Here is a 19138-nt window from a genome sequence, read left to right on the forward strand (position 1 = left end):
CTTCTTGTATTATCCTATTGGACGTGATAAAATAAAGACAATATTTTAAATTTGTTTTTATTTCACCGTATTGAGGGAGGGGTGGTAAAATGCCCAAGGTGGCTTATTCTGAAGAAGATAAAGAGCATATCAGAAATGCACTTATTACAGTTGGGCTTGAACTGATGGCGAAACAGGGCATACAACATACCACAGTTGAGCAAATATATAAAAAAGTGGGCATTTCAAGAACGTTCTTCTATTCGTTTTTCTCAACAAAGGAAGATTTGATCGTTGAAACGCTGTATCTGCAGCAGCCCAAGATCATTGAATATGTGCAAAAGCTGATGGCCGATCCTGCCTTAAGCTGGCGCGATGCTGTGAAACAATTTCTCCATGCCTGCTGCTATGGAGAACAAAATGGGATCGCCGTTTTAACAATTGAAGAACAGCAGCTTATTTTCAGACACCTGTCAAAGGAAAGCTATCAGATATTCCGCCAAAAGCAGTTCCGTCTTTTTGGAGAGATTTTAGAAAACCTGGGGATAAAGGCAGACACAGCAAGGATCCATTTATTTACGAATTTAAGTCTGACAGCAATGGTTGTACGCAGAGCGATCCCCGACACTCTGCCTTTGTTTGTCCCCGAAGCTGCTGATGAAACAGTTGACTTTCAGCTGGATGCCATTGTGGATGCTCTGGAGAAACTAAAAGACGTTCCCACATCTTAGGTACAAAATCATGCTTATAAAGCAGTTACAAAAAATATACTATTAAGGAGGAAACAATCATGGGATTCTTTAGCAGGTTATTTAAGGGGCCGGAAGTTGACATGGAAAAGAGCAATGCAAATGCAGCAAGAATGCGCGCTCTATTTAACCAGGTTGTAGAAGCCGGGGACAATTACAGGCTTATCTTCGGTTATACCGAGGATGTGAGCCGATTTAATTACGGATTTGTTCATGGAAGTAAAACGAAAATCGGAAATTTGATTGTCGGCTGGAATGAGGCCAGCCAGACGATTGCAGTCGTTCCCACAGTGCCCGATCTTTCCGGCTGCGGTGATCCGACTTACTATCGCCGTTCAGAAATTTTAAAAGCCTATCGGAATAAGTATCCTACAGATGCCTTTATCATTTACCCGGACAGAAAAGGGTATATCGGTATCAATGCCTATGACTGGCTGGAAGATGAAAAGCTGTATGTTTATGTATCCCAGGAAAAGGAATTGGCCGCTTTCACCGACTTTTTTATGAACCGGTTTGCGACAAAGTAACGAGGGAAAAATAAAAACGGAGAGCCGACCGCTTTTTGCAGTGATTAGCTCTCCGCTTATTTTTTATATCAGTTTTTCTTCCCTCTGATTTTACCCTTCTGACTCGCTCTTAAACCGGGCTGCCTGCTCAGCGATCAGTTCCTTATCCTCGAAGTAGTTGATCTTCATTGCCCGTTTCATCTCTGCCAATGTCTCTGCTGCCTTCTTTTCTGCCCTGATGCTGCCCTCTTCCAGGATCTTGTATACAGCAGGGATATCCTTTGCAATCTCCCTGCGGCGCTCACGGATGGGACGCAGTTCCTCCTGAATTACGTTATTTAAGAACTTCTTTACTTTAACGTCTCCCAGACCGCCTCTCATGTAGTGGGCCTTTAACTCGTCCAGGTTCTGATATTCCGGCAGATACTCCTCAAAATGAGCGTCTGTACAGAAAGCATCCAGATAGATAAAGACAGGATTTCCTTCCACCTGCCCCGGATCCTGTACCCTCAGATGGTTGGGATCTGTGTACATGGACATGATCTTTTTTTGGATCTCCTCCTCTGAATCAGACAGGTAAATGCAGTTTCCAAGGGACTTGCTCATCTTTGCCTTGCCGTCAATGCCCGGCAGACGCAGGCAGGCCTTATTATCTGGAAGAAGGATATCCGGCTCCACCAGATTTCCGCCGTATACGGTGTTGAACTTGTGGACGATCTCCCTTGTCTGCTCGATCATGGGAGCCTGATCCTCTCCTACCGGCACAGTGGTAGCCTTAAAGGCAGTGATATCTGCAGCCTGGCTGATGGGGTAGGTGAAAAATCCCACAGGGATGCTTGTCTCGAAGTTGCGCATCTGGATCTCAGATTTTACGGTAGGATTGCGCTGGAGACGGGAAACCGTCACAAGATCCATGTAGTAGAAGGTCATCTCGCACAGCTCCGGGATCTGGGACTGGATGAACAGGGTGGACTTTGCTGGATCCAGGCCGCAGGCCAGATAGTCAAGAGCTACCTCGATAATGTTCTGGCGTACCTTTTCAGGATTGTCCGCGTTGTCCGTCAGCGCCTGAGCGTCAGCGATCATGATGTAGATCTCATCAAACTGGCCGGAATTTTGCAGTTCTACTCTGCGTTTTAAGGAACCCACATAATGTCCAACGTGAAGACGGCCGGTAGGACGGTCGCCGGTTAATATGATTTTTCCCATTGTATTTATCCTCTCATCTCCGCTTTCAGAAACGGATTTTATCATAGATAAGCATACCCCAAAGGAATGGTTCTGTCAAGCGGCGGAAAACTCCCTGCATCGGCACCGCAGCACCGGCACGTTAGGATGTCACTCCATCCCTTCCCCCCTCATGACCCTTAAAAATGCTTCCGGCAGAGGCGCAAAAAACTCTTTACCGGCAAGATAATCCAGAGGGTAGGGAAGCTTTTGCGGCATTGCCAGTTTCCAGGAGTGAAGAAGCTGAGAATTGACCCTGTATTTTTGGCGAACCGCCTCATTGACCGCCCGGTCGCCGTACTTGAAATCTCCTAAAATGGGATGGCCGATAGAAGCCAGATGGGCGCGGATCTGATGGCTCCTGCCGGTGATCAGGGTTACCTGCAGCAAAGTGGCGCTGCCATTTGTCTTTAATGGAACATATTCCGTCATAATGGGCACACTGTTTTCCACCTCCATCGCGTGAATCTGGACGGTGTTAGCCGTCTCATCCTTTCTTAAAAAGCCCGCGATCATCTGCCGTTTTGTCACCGCTCCCTTTACCAGGCACTGATAATATTTGTGAATACTCCGATCCTTGAACACCTGGTTCATCACCTGAAGGCCGGGAAGGGATACGCCTGCCGTCACCAGACCGCTGGTATTGCGGTCCAGGCGGTTGCAGATAGACGGCTTAAAGGTGCGAAGCTGCTCTACCGGCAGATGGCCGGAATCGATCAGGTAATTAAGAATATGCTCGTTCAGGGAAATATCCCCGTCCTTTGCCTTCTGGGAGAGCATACCAGAAGGCTTGTTGACGATCAGGATATTCTTATCCTCGTAAATAATATCAAGACGGGACATCCGACCGCGTCTGTCCGGCGATTCCCCCCGCTTATTTGGGACGTCTGCCTTTACACTGGAGACGGGTATCCTGGAAAATTTAGCAATGGTATCCTCTGCCAGAAACAGCCGGATCTCATCTCCCTCTTTGAGCCGCTCTCCTCCCTCGCATCTCTTTCCGTTCAGCGTAATATTTTTTTTACGCATCATTTTATATAAAAAACCCTTTTGGGCCTGGTTGAGATACTTGGCCAGAAGCTTATCAAGCCTCTGCCCTGCTTCATTGGCCGTAACCTTTAATAGATGCATGATCGTTTTCTCCTTATGTGCTCGTAAATGCCTGCTCTAATCCCACCGGCTTCCCTTGGGCGCATACTCAATCCGCTCCATCAGATCCAGGATCAGGCGATGGGGGAGGAGCTTTGTCAGCAGGCAGAACGCCTTCATCGTCCAGCCGTAAATGGACAGTTCCCTTCCCGCCACGCTGTCCCGGAGGGCCTTTTTTACCACCCGGTCGGGCTTTGCCATTACAAGCTGCTTATATAGGGGAATTTCCCCTGTGGTCTGGGCGATATCAAAAAATTCGGTTTTCACCGGACCGGGGCAGACGGCGGTAACGCAGATTCTTCTTCCCTTAAGTTCCCGGTTTAAGGCGCGGCTGTAGCTTAAAACAAAGGCTTTTGACGCCGCATACACCGCAAAGCCCGGCTGAGGCAAAAAGGCGGCGCTGGAAGCATACTGGATGATCCGGCTGTTGTCCGGCATAAAGGGGAGCACCAGGGCCGTCACTGCCGCGAGCGCTGCGCAGTTAAGCTCTGCCATACCGGCCTGTTGGGTTACTGGAAGGTTCTCTGCCAGGCCGATTTTTCCAAAACCTGCGGCATTCACCAAAAACTTTACCTTCGGCTTTTCTGCATCCAAAGCGTTTTTAAGCACCTGACGCCCTTCCTCTCCCGTAAGATCCAGCGCAAAGGCACGCACGGGCACGCCGATGCTTCTCTTTAATTCCTCTAAGCGGTCCGCCCGCCGCCCAATGGCCCAGACTGCGTCGATCCCCTTAAACTGCTCCCACAGCTGAATAGCTGTCTCCCTCCCCATTCCTGAGGTGGCTCCTGTTACAACAGCGATCATCATATGGCGTTACCTTCCCTTCTTTTTATGGATATTGCGGATGGGTTTCTTTTTCTTTGAAACGGTCGGCTTTGCCCCCGTATTCGCACCATTTTCCTTTCTGCGTCTCCCTGAGGGCCGCACCAGACATTTTTTGTCAAATCCTATCAGATCCGTCCGTCCTGCAATCCGAAGCGCCTCCACCACCAGATCATAGTTCTTCGGATCCCGGTACTGGATCAAAGCCCTCTGCATAGCCTTTTCATGGGGATTCACCGGCACATAAACCTTTTCCATAGTCCGGCAGTCATATCCCGTATAGTACATACAGGTGGAAATGGTGGAGGGCGTGGGATAAAAGTCCTGCACCTGTTCCGGCATATAGCCCAGATCCCTCAAATACTCTGCCAGTTCCACCGCCTCCTTCATCGTGGAACCGGGATGGGAGGACATCAGGTAGGGAACAAGATACTGCTCCTTCCCCAGACGGGTATTCATTTCATTATATTCCTTCACAAACCTGCGGTAGACCGCATTTTTCGGCTTTCCCATGCGGGCCAGCACTGCGTCAGAAACGTGCTCCGGGGCCACCTTTAACTGCCCGCTCACATGGTACTCACAGAGTTCCTTTAAAAATTTACGGCTGGTGTCTGCCAGCAGATAATCAAAACGGATGCCGGAACGGATAAACACCTTCTTTACCTTCGGGATTGACCGCAGCTTTTTAAGAAGGGCCACATAATCCGAATGATCCGCCCGCAGATTTCTGCATGGCTCCGGAAAGAGACACTGTTTGGAAGGACAGGCCCCCTTTGTCAGCTGCTTTTCACAGGCCGGGAACCGGAAGTTTGCCGTGGGCCCCCCCACATCATGGATATACCCCTTAAAGTCAGGCTCCTTTGTCAGCGTTTCCGCCTCCCGGAGCAGGGACTCATGGCTTCTGGCCTGTATGATCCGTCCCTGGTGGAAGGTCAGGGCGCAGAAACTGCAGGCTCCAAAGCAGCCCCGGTTGCTGATCAGGCTGAACTTGATCTCACGAATTGCAGGAACGCCCCCAAAGGCCTCATAGGAGGGATGATAGCTTCTCATGTAGGAAAGCGCATACACGTCATCCATTTCCTGCTGGGACAGGGGCTTAGAGGGCGGATTCTGAACCACAAACACCTTTCCCTCATAAGGCTCCACCAGACGTTTTCCCGAAAAGGGATCCGTATTGCTGTACTGTACAAAAAAGCTTTCCGCATACCGCTTTTTATCTGACACAAGTTCCTTATAGTCTGGAAGAAGCTTATAGTCATAGACACTTTCCAACTGCCTTGTCTTATATACTGTTCCATCGATAAAGGTAATATCCTTTACATCCAGCCCGCTGTTTAAGGCGTCCGCAATCTCCACAATGGAGTGCTCTCCCATTCCGTAGGAGATCAGATCCGCCTGAGAATCCAGAAGGATCGAACGCTTTAACCGGTTGGACCAGTAATCATAGTGAGCCAGACGGCGCAGGCTGGCCTCAATGCCTCCTGCGATAATGGGGACGTCCTTATAAACCGAGCGGATCAGGTTGCAGTATACCACCACCGCATAATCCGGCCGCTTTCCCATGACGCCTCCGGGGGTGTAGGCATCCTCTCTGCGCCTCTTTTTCGACACGGAATAATGATTCACCATGGAATCCATATTTCCCGCGGATACGAGAACCCCCAGCCTTGGCCGTCCCAGGCTCTGTATGCTCTCCTTGTTTTTCCAGTCCGGCTGAGCAATAATGCCTACCTTATAGCCATGAGCCTCCAAAAGCCTGGAAATGATGGCCGTGCCAAAGGAGGGGTGATCCACATAGGCATCTCCTGTCACATAAACAAAATCACACTGCTCCCAGCCCCGTTTTTCCATATCCTGCCGGCTTATCGGCAAATAATCATGTGTCATATCGCATCCTGCTCCTTTAAAAGCTCTCTGAAATCACAGATAAAACCGTCCGCCAGGGCCTCTTTTTCTGCCCGCATGGTTCGGGAATATTCATCCTCCACTGCAATCACCGTCATCCCTGCGCTTTTTCCCGCCAGAATCCCCGCAGGCACATCTTCAAATACCAGGCACTTTGAAGGCTCTGCCCCCAGTCTTTTTGCCGCCTCCAGGTAAATATCCGGCGCAGGCTTTCCAAAAGCCACCTCGCAGGCTGTCACTACCGTATGGAAGTATTTTTCCATATCCAGGGATTTTAATACAGCTTCTACCATTTCCCTGCCGTTGCTGGTAGCAATGCCTGCGGGAAGCCCCCTGGAGGCGATCGCTTCTAAAAACTCCCTTGCTCCCGGCTTCATGGAAACCTCGTTTTTATATTTTTTCAGAGACATGGCTACCCAGGCTGCCTTGATCTCTTCCACAGAATCAGCCAGTGCAAAACGCCCCTTAAAATAAACTGCCGTTTCCGTAAAGCTCATTCCCTCAATGGCCTTTTGCAGATCCTCCGGGCAGGAAAGGCCGAACCGATTCAGATATTCGATATCAATATCCCCCCACATCCACATGGAATCCACTAACGTCCCATCCAGATCAAAAATCACCGCTTTTTTATCGTCCAGTATCATTAACTGCTCCCTCCTTTCATGGTATGTGTTCTGCTTCGCATCATTCGTTCGTCCTTTTTAAGGCAGACTGTTCCTCTGCCGTCAGCGGACGGTACTGTCCCGGCAAAAGGGACGTATCCAGCGTCAAAGGCCCCATGGACAGCCGTTTCAGATAAACCACACGGCAGCTCATAGCCTCAAACATCCGTTTCACCTGATGAAATTTTCCCTCATGGATGGTAAGTGCAACAGGGAGAGCCGTCTTAAGTGCCCCGTCGGCCGGACGTCCCCTAAGGCATTCTCCTTTTTCACAGCTTAAGACCGAAAGCTTTGCAGGACGCGTCTTTACTCCATCCTCCAGACAAATCCCTTCTTCCAGCCGCCGGCCGGCATCGGCCGGAAGCTCCCCTTCAATATAAGCCAGATACGTTTTATCCACATGGTTCTTCGGCGAAAGGAGTTCATGAGCCAGCGGGCCGTCGTTGGTAATCAGCAGCAGCCCCTCCGTATCCACATCCAGCCGGCCCACGGGAAACAGATCCTTTCTTAAAGCCTCCCCAATCAGGCTTACCACCGTGGGATACCTGCCGTCTTCAGTGGCAGATACGGTTCCCTGGGGCTTATTCAGCATAAAATACTCCGTCCTGGCATAGCTCACGAAAAGACCATCCAGACAGATCTGATCCCGTTCTGGATCTACCTTCGTATCCGCTGCTTTTACCGTCTGGCCGTTTATTTGTATCCGACCTCTGCGCGCCATCTCCTTTACCTCACTGCGGCTCCCTTTTCCCATCTCTGTAAGAAATTTATCCAGTCGCATAAGACCCTCGCTGTGTTTCTTTTTATCTGCCATACCGTTTCCTTTCTTTTCATGTTCTATTGCCATCGCCAGCCTGGATAGTACTTATTCTTAAGACTCATTCCGTTTCCCTTGGCCCAGCCCAGCGGGAAACCGCGGTAGGCCACCAGACACCACCCCTTCACCGGCGACTCCTCCGGCAAAAGGGAAATGGTCTCCCCTTTAAGATAGCGCAGCACCCTGGGATCCTCTTCTGTCAGATCCAAGAGAGTGCCAAATTCCTCTGCCTTTAATGCCATAGCCAATGCCTGAGAAGGCTCAAAGCGGCCCTTTTTTAACTCCCCTAGCAGCAGTCCCGTGCGCAAAAAGCGCAGCGGCAGCCCCGGCTTTAAGCCTTCAGGAAGGTAGTAAGCATTCTCCTGATGAATAAAAATGCGTTCCGTCTCCCAGCGAACCCTGCACATTTTTAAAAATGCCTCCAACTCCCGTTTTCCCTCATCCGTCGTCTGATCCTGCACTTTAGCGCCCGTCCTGGCGCTGCATCTCTGGGAATCCTTTGGCGATTTCCCCCTTCTATCCTTTAAACGCCCTCTCTCCTTCTGCTCAGGAGGTGCATCTTCCATTTCTGGTTCCCCAAAAGGCTGCACATTCTGCTCTCCTCCCATTCCCTTCTCCTTTTTTCTGAGAAGGGCCAGGAAATGTCCCTCCCCTTTTACCCGGTGGGGAAACAGACGCATACAGCCGGACAGACCGATACCGTCCAACGCCCCGCAAACCGCGCCTGTCTTTAAAGGCACCAGTTCCATCTCCGGGCATTCCTTTAAAAGAAAGCTTACGTTATCCTCATCTTCCTTTTTGGAAAATGTACAGGTGGAATACAGCAACATCCCCCCTGGTTTCAGCATAACCACCGACTGTTTCAGGATCTCCTTCTGTAGCGGGCTGTAATATTCAGGTCCCCGCTCTCTCCAGTCCTTTACCATATCTTCGTCCCGTCTGAACATCCCCTCCCCGGAACAGGGGGCGTCTACCAGGATCTTATCAAAAAACTCCGGCCAGACTGCTGCCAGCTTTCCCGGCTCCTCGCTGACAACCGCTATATTGGCCGCTCCTGCCAGCTCCAGATTCTTAAGGAGGGCTCTGGCCCTGGAATAGCTGATGTCATTGGACACCAAAAGTCCCCTTCCTTTTAGCTTTGCCGCCAGCTCTGTGCTCTTGCCTCCCGGAGCCGCGCATACATCCAGCACCTTATCCCCCGGCTCTACCGGAAGCATAGCCGCCGGCGTCATAGCGCTTGGCTCCTGAAGATAGTACAGTCCCGCATAGTAGGCCGGATGCCTGGAAGGACGCTCCTGTGCGTCATAGTAGAACCCATTTTCTGTCCATGACACCGGCTCCAGTTTCCAGGGAAATACCTCCTTAAACGATTCAGGAGAGAGTTTGAGCGTATTCACCCTGAGTCCTGGTTTCCACTCCTCATCATAGCTTTTTATATACTGGTCAAATTCAGCTCCTAAAAGTTCCCTCATCTCGGCAAGGAAAGCTTCTGGAAGCAGTAACGTATCCCTCATATTCCGCTCCTTCAAAAAGTTAAGTCCCCTGCTGATCCAACAGGAGACTTACTGTTTTTTTCATTATAAAGAAGGCCTGTATGTATGTCAAGCAAAAACAGGGGCGGGAATCCGCCCTCTATCCCTTCCTTATGGTGAAGTGATCTTTTCCCTTCTTTTTTGTCTCATAGAGGGCTTTGTCTGCCTCCGCATAGTATTTCTCAAAGCTGCATACCGTGTCGGCAACATAGACGCCGATGCTGCTGCCAAAAAAGGAATACCTCTTTTTAAGCCCTTGAATATTGAAGTTCAGCTTCTGTACGATGGACTCAATGTTCCGGCCCGTTCCTTCTGCATCTTCCACAAATACCACAAACTCATCTCCTCCCAGGCGGTAGATTATATCCTCTGCCCGAAAGGTTTTCCGCAGGATCTCGGCAAATGCCTTAAGCACCCGGTCTCCTGCCATATGGCCATATGTGTCGTTGATCTGCTTAAAATCATCAATGTCCATGATAAACATGGCATTATTGCCATGTTTAATGTCCTTCTGGCTCTCCAGCAGCTGTTTGATCTTCCGCTTTCCCTCGCTGGTGTTCAGGACCCTGGTTAAAGGATCAGTCTGCGCCCTTTTCTCCAGTTCTTCCTGCCTTAACATATCCTGGTTTATATTCTGAAGATAGCCAAAGGTTTTCCGCTCATGCATATATTCTGTCTGAAACTCAAACAGGTTCAGGCGATACCAGCTCCACCCCTCCTCCTTCCGGATCCGGGCTTTCAGATTCACGGATAAGCGGGATTCTCCTTTCTTCATACGGGAAAATGCCTGTTCCAGTACAGGGGCACAGGATGGCTCCAGGTATCCCTTTTGAACCAGGGTTTCGATCAGTCCCTCTTCTGACAGGCTTTTTTGAACCTCATCCATTCCAATCCTTGATATATTGAACCTTTTGGTTTCCACATGGTACTCAAATATCAGGTCTGTGGTCGTCTCCAAGATACGCTGCATTTCTTCCCTGCTCCTTTGCAGCTCCTTTGTCAGAAAATATTCCTTGGTAGTGTCCACCAGCACGCTGCCAAAATGTCCTTTTTCTATCTGAAACGCATGGATCAGCATATGCCGGTTCTTTTCCTCCACATCCCAGCTGAGCACATGGGGAGTTCCATTATAAGCTGTGTCATAATAATAGGGGAGCCGTTTCCGATCCATATCGGGAAAGATCTCGTAATAATTCCGTTTTAAAAGTTCCGGCACCTCCACTCCCACCAGTTTCGCATACGCCTGGTTGGAATAGGTGATCCGAAAATCATAGGGCGCTCCGTACGGGTCAAGAAGGACTTCTGCCGAAACGCAGGCCACCGGCATATTTTCAAGGTAGGCCACACGTTTTCGCTCTTCCTTCTCGCGCAGCTTCCGTTCATTTACAACGCTGCTTATATCGGTTCGGATCAGGACCAGTTTTTTCCTGGTGGCGTCAGCATAAGCAAAGCAAAGCTTTTTGTAGAGCAGATCTTCCTCTTTTTTGAATGTTGCGTACAAGATATATTCATTCTTATCATTCAGCATCTGCCTTACATGGCCAATCTGCATATTCTGCGTCAGTGTCTGTGCCTCCTCGGGAATCACGTGTTTTCTGTTGAAGGCATCGATAACTGTGTCATAATCATCCGCCGTATTCTGAGAAAACACGGTTTTATTGGCATCCGGATAATAGAGTACATAACTGCCTGTTTCGATATCGATAAAACACACATAGTCCAGTTCCGGCAGGATCGCCTTTGTAATTGCCGCACTCTGGTAAATCTCACGGACATCCCTGCTTCCGATCAGAACATGGGAATCCTCCATCTGCTCCATGGAGATTTCGTGCCATTCCAGCCCCCTTCCCATATTTTCAAAGCGGATATAAAAATGCTCCTCCGCTGTGCTTCCTTGAGCAAACCGCTCTATATTCTCAGGGGATAAAAAACGCTCCCAGATATCAAGATCATCCCTGCACACATAGCGCTCCCGGTACATCTCGTAAATCTCCTCGTGATCCGACCACCGGTTGCACAAATCCGGCTTTCTTTCACTGTGATACCAGTACAGCTTTTTCGTTTCCGGATCGTATTCCAGAAGGGCATCGCAAAATTTTTTGATCAGTGTTGGAAATTGTATCATATCATCTCTCCCTTCCAAATCCTGCCAGCCCAGTTATCATAAACATCCGATTTATAATACCACATCACCCCCAAAACCGTCCAGTCCTTCTTCTGCAATTTCTCCGGCTGCATATCCCGCCATCTCTTCTAATATACTGATACAAAATCTCCATCCAGGTGACCATGAAACGAACTCTTGGCGGTTTAGCAGCCATTTTCTGTCTGATCCTTCTCCTGCTGCGTCCTGACCTGGCTCTGACAGGTGCGCAAAAGGGCCTTCTTCTCTGGGCCAATGTGGTTCTTCCCACCCTTCTGCCCTTTATGATCTGCTCTGGAGCCATCGTGGCCTTTAACGGTATCCCTCTGCTCACAAAGCCATTTTCTCCCATTTTATCCGGCCTTCTGCATCTGTCCGTGCCGGGAAGTTTTGTATTTATCACCGGCCTTTTGTGCGGCTATCCCATGGGAGCCCGGATGGACAGCTCCTTTTTGGAAGAAGGACGCATCCCCCCGGCAGAGGCCCGGTATCTCCTCGCCATCTGCAACCATCCCAGCCCCATGTTTATTCTGGGCTATGTATGCGCCCAGGCAGTACCGCTCTTTTCCAGTCCGGCCGCCTGTCCTCCCTGGCTTTTTCCTGCCGCTCTCTATCTTCCCATTCTCCCGGTCTCCTTTCTGGCTGGAAAATGGTATCGTCCGGGCTGGGGCGCACAGCCGGCGCAGCAGGAATTCCGTCCGCAGCAGGCTCCCTTTTCCTTTGATTCCCAACTGATGAACTGCCTGGAAACCATGGAAAAAATCGGGCTTTACATCATGCTTTTTTCCATTCTGGCCCTTTATCTTTCCTTCCTTCCTGCCTGCATCCCCCTGACTGTCCGGGCCGCACTTTTGGGCGCAGTGGAGATCACTACCGGAATCGAGACCATCGCCCGGTCAGTCCCCGGATTCAGCGGAGCGCTTCTGATCACCGGCACAGCAGCCTTTGGGGGAATCTCAGGAATCTTCCAGACAAAAAGCGTATTAAAAAGTGCCGGACTGTCGATCCGGCACTACATCCTGTGGAAACTGCTCCACACCCTTTTATCCTGTATCGTCTTTTTCGCTTTATACCGTCTCTGCAGCAATGCGCCGGCATCTTAGTCCTCTGTGTTCTCCTCAGCCGGGGCTGCCTGCCCTTGCTCCTGCTTTGAATCCCCTCCTGAGAGTTCGTTTCGATTGGCGGAAACAATATCGTAGCTGGACTGTAAGGAACTCATAAGGGAATCAAAACGTCCTCTCGCATTGTCCATGGTATGGTTAATGATGGTCTGAAGGCTGCGGAGCATATCGTCGGTGTACTGGATGGAACCCTGGCGGATGTTGTTTGCATCATTAGCCGCAGCGTCTACAATAGCCTGCGCCTGGATATTCGCCTGGGAAATAACCTCCTCTGCATGGCTGTAGGCCCGCTGCATAATCTCATGCTCATTGATCATCTCTGTGGTCTGCTCATTGGCCTGCGCCACCATGGAATTGGCCTGTTCAGTCGCCTGATTCACCATAGAATTGGCCTGCTCCGTTGCCTGGGCTATCATGGCGTCTGACTGTGCCTTTGCCTCCGCAAGCATAGCATCCGACTGGGATCTGGCGTCATTTAAGATAGTTTCCTGCTGGCTGATGATCTTCTGATACTTCTTGATCTCATCCGGGATCCGCATTCTGAGCTCCACCAGAAGCTCCTCCATCTCTTCTTTATTCACAATGATCTTACTGTTGGACAGCGCCTGGAACTTGCAGCTGTCAATATATTCCTCGATCTCACTTATCAACTGTTCTATTCTGCTCATCTTGCGATCTCCTTCATCCCTGTGCTTTTGTTTTCTCTTCCAGCTTTGCTCTCACTCTGGCTGCGGCAGCCGGGTGGAGAAATGCGCTGATATCACCGTCGTATTCCGCAATCTCCTTTACAATACTGGAACTTAAATAGGAATACTTAAGATTTGTAGTCAAAAATATGGTGTCGATTTCAGGGGCAATGACCCGGTTCGTCTGGGCCATCTGAAGCTCATACTCGAAATCTGTAATGGCGCGAAGGCCTCTGACAATCACATTGGCGTGATTTTGACGCACAAAATCAATCAGAAGTCCTTTAAATGCCTGAACCTCTGCGTTGGGGATATCCCCTGTCACTTCCTTTAACAGCTCCACACGTTCCTCTGCGGTAAATAAGGGCGATTTGGCGCGGTTATTGAGTACGCCGATAATCACCTTGTCAAACATGGTTGCCGTGCGCTTTATAATGTCAATATGGCCCAGGGTAACGGGATCAAAGCTGCCCGGATATACTGCGATTTTCATTTATTCCCCCTTACCGGCAAATATGTGCTTATTCGTCTTGTATATTTTTTCTTTTATCATATAGTAACCTGCGTCCTTTAACCAGCTGAAATCCGTTTCTTTGGACGCCTCTATGATAATCTGCGTATCTTCCGTGACCATAGGAGAAGTAAAAAGATACTCCAAAACCTTTTTTTCAAGATCCATATTATAAGGAGGATCCATAAAGATCAGGCCAAAACGGTAATTTCTTCCTTCCAGGCGCTTAAGTCCTGCGATCACATCGCAGTTCATCACCAGCGCCCCCTCTTCCAGATGAGTCCGTTGTAGGTTTTCCCGGATACAGTCCGCCGCCTTGGGATTATTCTCAATAAAAACTGCCGTCTTAGCTCCTCTGCTCAGCGCCTCAATGCCGATCGCTCCGCTCCCTGAAAAAAGATCCAGAAAGAGGCAGCCCGGAATCTGAGGCTGAAGCATATTAAAAAGGGTCTCCTTGATCCGATCCGTAGTAGGACGGGTATCCATGCCTTCTATTGTCTTTAAAAGCAGCCTTTTTGCGCTGCCTGCGATTACTCTCATGAAAAAACTCCTGTATATTAAGCAAATTTCATTCCAAACAAGTATAATATGAAATTCTTCTTAATACAAGGTTTTTTTGATGGTTTTTTCTAAATTTATAATAAAGAAGCAGCCCGGCAGGAAAATCCATACCGGGCTGCTTCTTTCTTTGCTAAGGAGTTTTACTTACCTGCCATCTGGCGCTCCTGGGCCTCGATCATTTTCTTGACCATATAGCCGCCTACAGAACCGTTCTGTGCGGAAGTCAGGTTGCCGTTGTAGCCGTTGCTTAACGGTACTCCCAGCTCGCTTGCTACCTCCATCTTAAAGCGGTCCATTGCTTCCTTTGCTTCAGGTACGTTTGTTTTGTTAGTGTTGTTAGACATAATAAAACGCCTCCTTATAACTGGTCTGCTCAAGCGGTTTTTGTTCCGCTTAAAGCTTGTTTGTTGTTACGCTCTTATTATGTGAGATTCTGAAAATAATACACTAGAAGGTTTTGCGTAAATTGTCAAAAAATAGAAACTGCCCTATCATAGCTTTATTCCACAACAACCACTTTTCCGTTCCGTTTTTTCTCTGCCTTCACATCATCCGCATATCCAAGAGCAGCCATGCCATACACCACATGATCCGCCGGGATGCCAAAGCCATTCAGGATTTCCCGGATCGCAGGCTCATCGCAGATGCCCTGAAGCTGGTTGATCCAAACCGAGCCGATTCCAAAGGAATGAGCGGCCAGGAAGATATTTTCCATGGCGCAGGCATTGTCCTCTTTTCCATGATGATTCTCTCTCTGGTTGGAAGGGATGATGAGAACCTGAGGCTGGTACATATCATAGCGTTCGCGGCCCAGCGCTTTTTCCACAGCCTTTGCAAGCAGCTGGATCTTTTCCCTGTTTTTAACCACTGTAAACTGCCAGGTCTGCTTGCTCATGCCGCTGGGCGCATAAAGGGCGGCCTGCAGGATCTGCTCCAGTTCCGCCTCCGGAAGTTCCTGAACCTTAAATTTCCTTGTGCTTCTTCTTGTAAGGATCGTTTTCATTGTCTCATTCATCGTTGTCTCTCTCCTTTATTAAAGATTCAAATGTTCATCCCGGTCTCCCAGGTACTGCTCCACTTTCCTTTTAAGTTCTCTGTATTCCTCTTTGTCCAGTCCCGGATCCTCATCCAGAATCCGGTTCACCTCCTCTGACACCTGCTTTAAAATATTGGCATCCGTAAAGATATCCCCAAGCTTAAATTCCAGTTCCCCGCTCTGGCGCACTCCGAAGATATCGCCCGGCCCGCGCAGTTTCAGGTCCTCGGAAGCAATATAAAAGCCATCATTGGAGCGGTTCATGATGTCCAGCCGCTCCATTGTGTCCTTTCCGCCGTTTCCGCTGACCATAATACAATAGGATTGGGCCTTTCCGCGGCCCACCCGCCCCCGCAGCTGGTGGAGCTGGGCCAGGCCGAAACGCTCTGCGTTTTCGATCATCATCACCGTGGCATTCGGCACATTCACTCCTACCTCGATAACGGTGGTCGATACCAGGACCTGGATCTCTCCCGATGCAAACTGCTCCATGACCCTGTTTTTCTCCCTGGCCTTCATCTTTCCATGAAGATACTCAACTGAAACAGTCTCCGGCAGAGCCTTTTTCAAAGCTTTTGCATAATCTACCACATTTTCCGCCTCAATCATCTCACTGGCCTCCACCATAGGGCAGATCACATAGGCCTGATGGCCCATTTCCACCTGTTTCTGAATAAAGGCATAGGCCCTGGAACGATAGCCTGTATCCACCACACAGTTTTTGATCTCCTGACGGCCTGCGGGAAGCTCATCGATCACAGAAATATCCAGATCCCCGTAAAGGATGATCGCCAGCGTTCTGGGGATCGGAGTCGCGCTCATGACCAGCACATGGGGCATCTCTCCCTTTGTGCTTAAAAGTTCCCTCTGGCCTACGCCGAACCGGTGCTGCTCATCGGTAATCACCAGCGCCAGACGGTGGTAGATCACCTTTTCCTGGATGAGAGCGTGGGTTCCCACAATAATATCCGCCTCGTGAGAAGCTATCTTTTCGTAGGCCAGCCGCTTTTCCTTTGCTGTCATGGAACCGGTCACCAGCACTGGCGTCCTGTCTATGCCATTTGCCTCAAACAGCTCCTTCATAGACTCAAAATGCTGTCTGGCAAGCACCTCTGTGGGCACCATGAGCGCTCCCTGACAGCCATTATAGGCGGCCTGCAAAAGAGCCAGTACCGCGATAATGGTTTTTCCGGATCCTACGTCTCCCTGGATCAGCCGGTTCATCACCCGGCCTCCTGCCATATCGGAAAATACTTCTTTTAAGGCCCTCTCCTGAGCCCCTGTCAAAGCATAAGGCAGCCCTTCCTTTACTGCCTGCACCTCCCGCCGTTCCTTAAGCACCCAGGAGGACCGTTCTCCCTCTCTGTGCTCCTTCAGCCGTCTGATGCCCACAAGAAACATGAAAAATTCATCGAATACCAGACGCCGCCTTGCAAAAAGCAGCTCCTTTTCATCCGATGGGAAATGAATATGCTCCGCCGCATAATTGATTTCCGCCAGCTGGTATTTCTTCCGGAGAAAAGCCGGCATATATTCCCGCTCCAGCTGCCGTATTTCAAGTGCCTGCTTCTGCGCCTTTACAATCGTCTTATTGCTTAATCCTCTGGTCTGGCCGTAAACCGGCTGCATAGAGTGTTCCAGAGCCTCATAGGCCTCTTTGGTAAATACCTCCGGCTGTTCCATGATCAGGCGGCCTCCTTTTTTTACCACCCGGCCGCGGAAGACATACGTCTGTCCGCTTTTTACATTTGACCGCATATAAGGCATATTGAACCAGGCCAGCTGCAGAGAACCGGTAAGATCCTTAATCACGGCGGAAACCATCTGTATTTTTCCCGTCCTCAGAAGATCCGGCGGCTTTAACAGGGCAGAGGCCACGCTCATCACCGCCTGTTCCCGCAGCTGTCCTATGTGCACTGGCTCATCATAGGTGTCATAGGCTCTGGGATAATAGGAAAGGAGGTCATCAATCGTGATGACCCCTACCTTTTCAAACAATTTTCCGGTTTTCTCTCCAATGCCCTTTAAGGCGCTTACAGGCTGCCGGTTGCTCATGCCGTCTCCTGCTCCAGGGCATTTAATCCCAGGCGGATAGCGCCCATGATGCCCTGATCGTCATGCAGGCTGGCAGGAACGATATACTGGTCCATATCCTCCATCTCCTTCGTAAGGATATAGCCGTTTACAAACTCCTTCACCTTGCTGCGGATCAATGGGAACAGATGGGTCTGGTGCATTACGCCGCCGCCCAGGATGATCTTCTGAGGAGACAGAATCATAATGTAGTCCGCCAGCGCCTGGGCGATGTAATAGCTTTCCAGCTCCCAGACCTCCGGGCAGTCTTTTAGTTCCACGGCCTTCTTTCCCCATCTTGCCTCGATGGAGGGGCCGCTTGCAAAGCCCTCAAAACAGTTGGGATGGCTGGGGCAGATGCCGCCCTTTGCATCCTCAGGATGACGGTTTAAAAAGATATGTCCGCCTTCGGGGTGAAGCATACCGTGAAGCAGTCCTCCGTTGGCCCAGACGCCGACTCCCACACCGGTGCCAATGGTAATGTAGATCACGCTGCTTAAGCCTTTGGCACAGCCGTATGTCACCTCTCCCAGGCAGGATCCGTTTACATCCGTGTCAATAGCCATGGGAACCTTAAGAGCCTTCCTGATGCCTCCAAGAAGATCCTTATTTCTCCAGGCAAGCTTGGGCGTTTCAAGAATATAGCCGTAGGTATCGGATGCAGGATTTACGTCTACCGGCCCGAAGGCTCCGATCCCCAGAGCCTTAATATCCTTATCTTTAAAATATTCTATAATCTTTGGAATCGTCTCCTCCGGTGTGGTTGTCGGAATGGATACCTGCTCTATGATGGTTCCGTCTTTTCTTCCCAGGGCGCAGACCATTTTGGTTCCCCCTGCCTCCAGTGCTCCGATTATCATGCGATTATTTCTCCCCTTATTCATTTATTACATCACAATCCGGGGCAGCCAGGCTAACCGCCGCCCCGGATCGGACTTTTCTTACTTTTAATCTCTGCTGCGTCCTACAAAACGAAGCAGATAGATAAACAGATTGATGAAATCCAGATACAGCTGCAGAGCTGAGAAAATGGAAGCCTTGGCCGCCATCTCTGAGTTTCCTCCGTAGCAGGCGTAATATGCCTGAATCTTCTTAGAGTCATAAGCTGTAATGATCAGAAACAGGAATATACCTACGCCGCACACGATCGTCTCAAATGCGCTCAAATCAATGAACATGGCCAGCAGCCAGAACACAAATAAAAAGATCAGCCCGCCGGTCATAAACGGACGCAGAGCGGAAAAATTGATATTTCCATAGTATCCAATCAGAGCCATCACGCCAAAAAACAGCGCTGTGATGCCAAATGCCATCCACAGGGACATCAGATCATAGATCAGGAAATACATACTGAACACAACTCCGTTTACGGCAGCGTAAAGAAAGAACATAAATCTTGCCGTGTTGACAGACATTTTTTCCAGTCTGGCAGTCAAAGCGACCACCACGATCAATTCAGCAGCCAGAAGAACGAAATTCCAGGCTGGAATCTGGAGCACATACCAGAAGGCCCCTGAAAGATACATACTGACAGCGATTACCATGGTGAGCAAAAGTCCTGCAAACATCCAGCCAAAGGTCTTGGCCGTATAGCGCGTCAGCGACTCTCCGGATGCCTGGCGTTCAAATCCCTGCTCCATTCTAAATTCATCATTCATA

Annotated in this window: 19 protein-coding genes; 3 read left to right on the forward strand and 16 right to left on the reverse strand. The window is 49.7% G+C overall.

Going from position 1 to position 19138, the window contains the following annotated elements:
• Nucleotides 1-89 precede the first annotated feature (89 nt).
• Both HW447_RS01010 and HW447_RS01015 read left to right on the forward strand, forming a co-directional pair.
• Nucleotides 90-710, forward strand: a complete 621-nt coding sequence (locus HW447_RS01010; RefSeq protein WP_176253452.1) for a TetR/AcrR family transcriptional regulator — start codon at nt 90-92, stop codon at nt 708-710.
• A 59-nt stretch (nt 711-769) separates the two neighbouring features.
• Nucleotides 770-1255 (forward strand): hypothetical protein, encoded by a 486-nt coding sequence (locus tag HW447_RS01015; RefSeq protein ID WP_176253453.1) that lies wholly within the window; start codon nt 770-772, stop codon nt 1253-1255.
• 90 nt (nt 1256-1345) lie between these two features.
• Here HW447_RS01015 and trpS read toward each other — a convergent pair whose 3' ends face one another.
• From trpS to HW447_RS01055, 8 genes are all read right to left on the reverse strand, one after another.
• The gene (gene trpS / locus HW447_RS01020; RefSeq protein ID WP_176253454.1) at nt 1346-2443 is read right to left on the reverse strand and encodes a tryptophan--tRNA ligase; all 1098 of its coding nucleotides are present in this window, start codon (nt 2441-2443) and stop codon (nt 1346-1348) included.
• Nucleotides 2444-2572: 129 nt separating this feature from the next.
• Complete coding sequence (locus HW447_RS01025; RefSeq protein WP_176253455.1) at nt 2573-3592, reverse strand: RluA family pseudouridine synthase; 1020 nt, start codon at nt 3590-3592, stop codon at nt 2573-2575.
• A 36-nt stretch (nt 3593-3628) separates the two neighbouring features.
• Entirely contained in the window at nt 3629-4417 is a 789-nt protein-coding gene (locus HW447_RS01030; protein ID WP_176253456.1) for an SDR family NAD(P)-dependent oxidoreductase, read from the reverse strand.
• Nucleotides 4418-4423: 6 nt separating this feature from the next.
• Nucleotides 4424-6319, reverse strand: a complete 1896-nt coding sequence (locus HW447_RS01035) for a YgiQ family radical SAM protein (RefSeq protein WP_176253457.1) — start codon at nt 6317-6319, stop codon at nt 4424-4426.
• Nucleotides 6316-6981: an HAD family hydrolase gene (locus tag HW447_RS01040; protein WP_176253458.1), complete on the reverse strand. Its 666-nt coding sequence runs from the start codon at nt 6979-6981 to the stop codon at nt 6316-6318. The genes HW447_RS01035 and HW447_RS01040 overlap by 4 nt, the downstream gene beginning before the upstream one ends.
• A gap of 40 nt (nt 6982-7021) precedes the next feature.
• Nucleotides 7022-7813 (reverse strand): pseudouridine synthase, encoded by a 792-nt coding sequence (locus HW447_RS01045; protein ID WP_176253459.1) that lies wholly within the window; start codon nt 7811-7813, stop codon nt 7022-7024.
• 23 nt (nt 7814-7836) lie between these two features.
• Nucleotides 7837-9330 carry an RsmB/NOP family class I SAM-dependent RNA methyltransferase gene (locus tag HW447_RS01050; protein ID WP_176253460.1) on the reverse strand — a complete coding sequence of 498 codons (1494 nt, stop codon included), beginning with the start codon at nt 9328-9330 and terminating at the stop codon, nt 7837-7839.
• Between the two features lie 118 nt (nt 9331-9448).
• Nucleotides 9449-11473, reverse strand: coding sequence for a sensor domain-containing diguanylate cyclase (locus tag HW447_RS01055; protein ID WP_176253461.1), 2025 nt, complete (start codon nt 11471-11473; stop codon nt 9449-9451).
• 164 nt (nt 11474-11637) lie between these two features.
• Between HW447_RS01055 and HW447_RS01060 the strand changes: the two genes are divergently transcribed.
• On the forward strand, nt 11638-12594 hold the full coding sequence (locus HW447_RS01060) for a nucleoside recognition protein (RefSeq protein WP_176253462.1): 957 nt from the start codon (nt 11638-11640) through the stop codon (nt 12592-12594).
• Here the strand turns inward: HW447_RS01060 and HW447_RS01065 are convergent.
• From HW447_RS01065 to HW447_RS01100, 8 genes are all read right to left on the reverse strand, one after another.
• Nucleotides 12591-13280 (reverse strand): ATP synthase subunit B family protein, encoded by a 690-nt coding sequence (locus HW447_RS01065; RefSeq protein WP_176253463.1) that lies wholly within the window; start codon nt 13278-13280, stop codon nt 12591-12593. The two genes, HW447_RS01060 and HW447_RS01065, sit on opposite strands and share 4 nt — an antisense overlap.
• 13 nt (nt 13281-13293) lie before the next feature.
• Nucleotides 13294-13791, reverse strand: coding sequence for a pantetheine-phosphate adenylyltransferase (coaD, locus tag HW447_RS01070; protein WP_176253464.1), 498 nt, complete (start codon nt 13789-13791; stop codon nt 13294-13296).
• Nucleotides 13792-14349: a 16S rRNA (guanine(966)-N(2))-methyltransferase RsmD gene (gene rsmD / locus HW447_RS01075; RefSeq protein ID WP_176253465.1), complete on the reverse strand. Its 558-nt coding sequence runs from the start codon at nt 14347-14349 to the stop codon at nt 13792-13794. It abuts the gene before it with no gap.
• Nucleotides 14350-14510: 161 nt separating this feature from the next.
• On the reverse strand, nt 14511-14714 hold the full coding sequence (locus HW447_RS01080; protein ID WP_066548732.1) for an alpha/beta-type small acid-soluble spore protein: 204 nt from the start codon (nt 14712-14714) through the stop codon (nt 14511-14513).
• Between the two features lie 155 nt (nt 14715-14869).
• The gene (locus HW447_RS01085) at nt 14870-15385 is read right to left on the reverse strand and encodes a nitroreductase family protein (RefSeq protein WP_176253466.1); all 516 of its coding nucleotides are present in this window, start codon (nt 15383-15385) and stop codon (nt 14870-14872) included.
• Between the two features lie 18 nt (nt 15386-15403).
• Entirely contained in the window at nt 15404-17461 is a 2058-nt protein-coding gene (recG, locus tag HW447_RS01090; protein ID WP_176253467.1) for an ATP-dependent DNA helicase RecG, read from the reverse strand.
• Nucleotides 17458-18339, reverse strand: coding sequence for an ROK family protein (locus HW447_RS01095; RefSeq protein ID WP_176253468.1), 882 nt, complete (start codon nt 18337-18339; stop codon nt 17458-17460). Before HW447_RS01095 ends, recG begins: the two co-directional genes overlap by 4 nt.
• Nucleotides 18340-18426: 87 nt before the next feature.
• Nucleotides 18427-19137, reverse strand: coding sequence for a Bax inhibitor-1/YccA family protein (locus HW447_RS01100; RefSeq protein ID WP_176253469.1), 711 nt, complete (start codon nt 19135-19137; stop codon nt 18427-18429).
• Between the last annotated feature and the right edge of the window lies 1 nt (nt 19138).

Source organism: Enterocloster alcoholdehydrogenati (assembly GCF_013282095.1).
GTDB lineage: Bacteria > Bacillota > Clostridia > Lachnospirales > Lachnospiraceae > Enterocloster > Enterocloster alcoholdehydrogenati.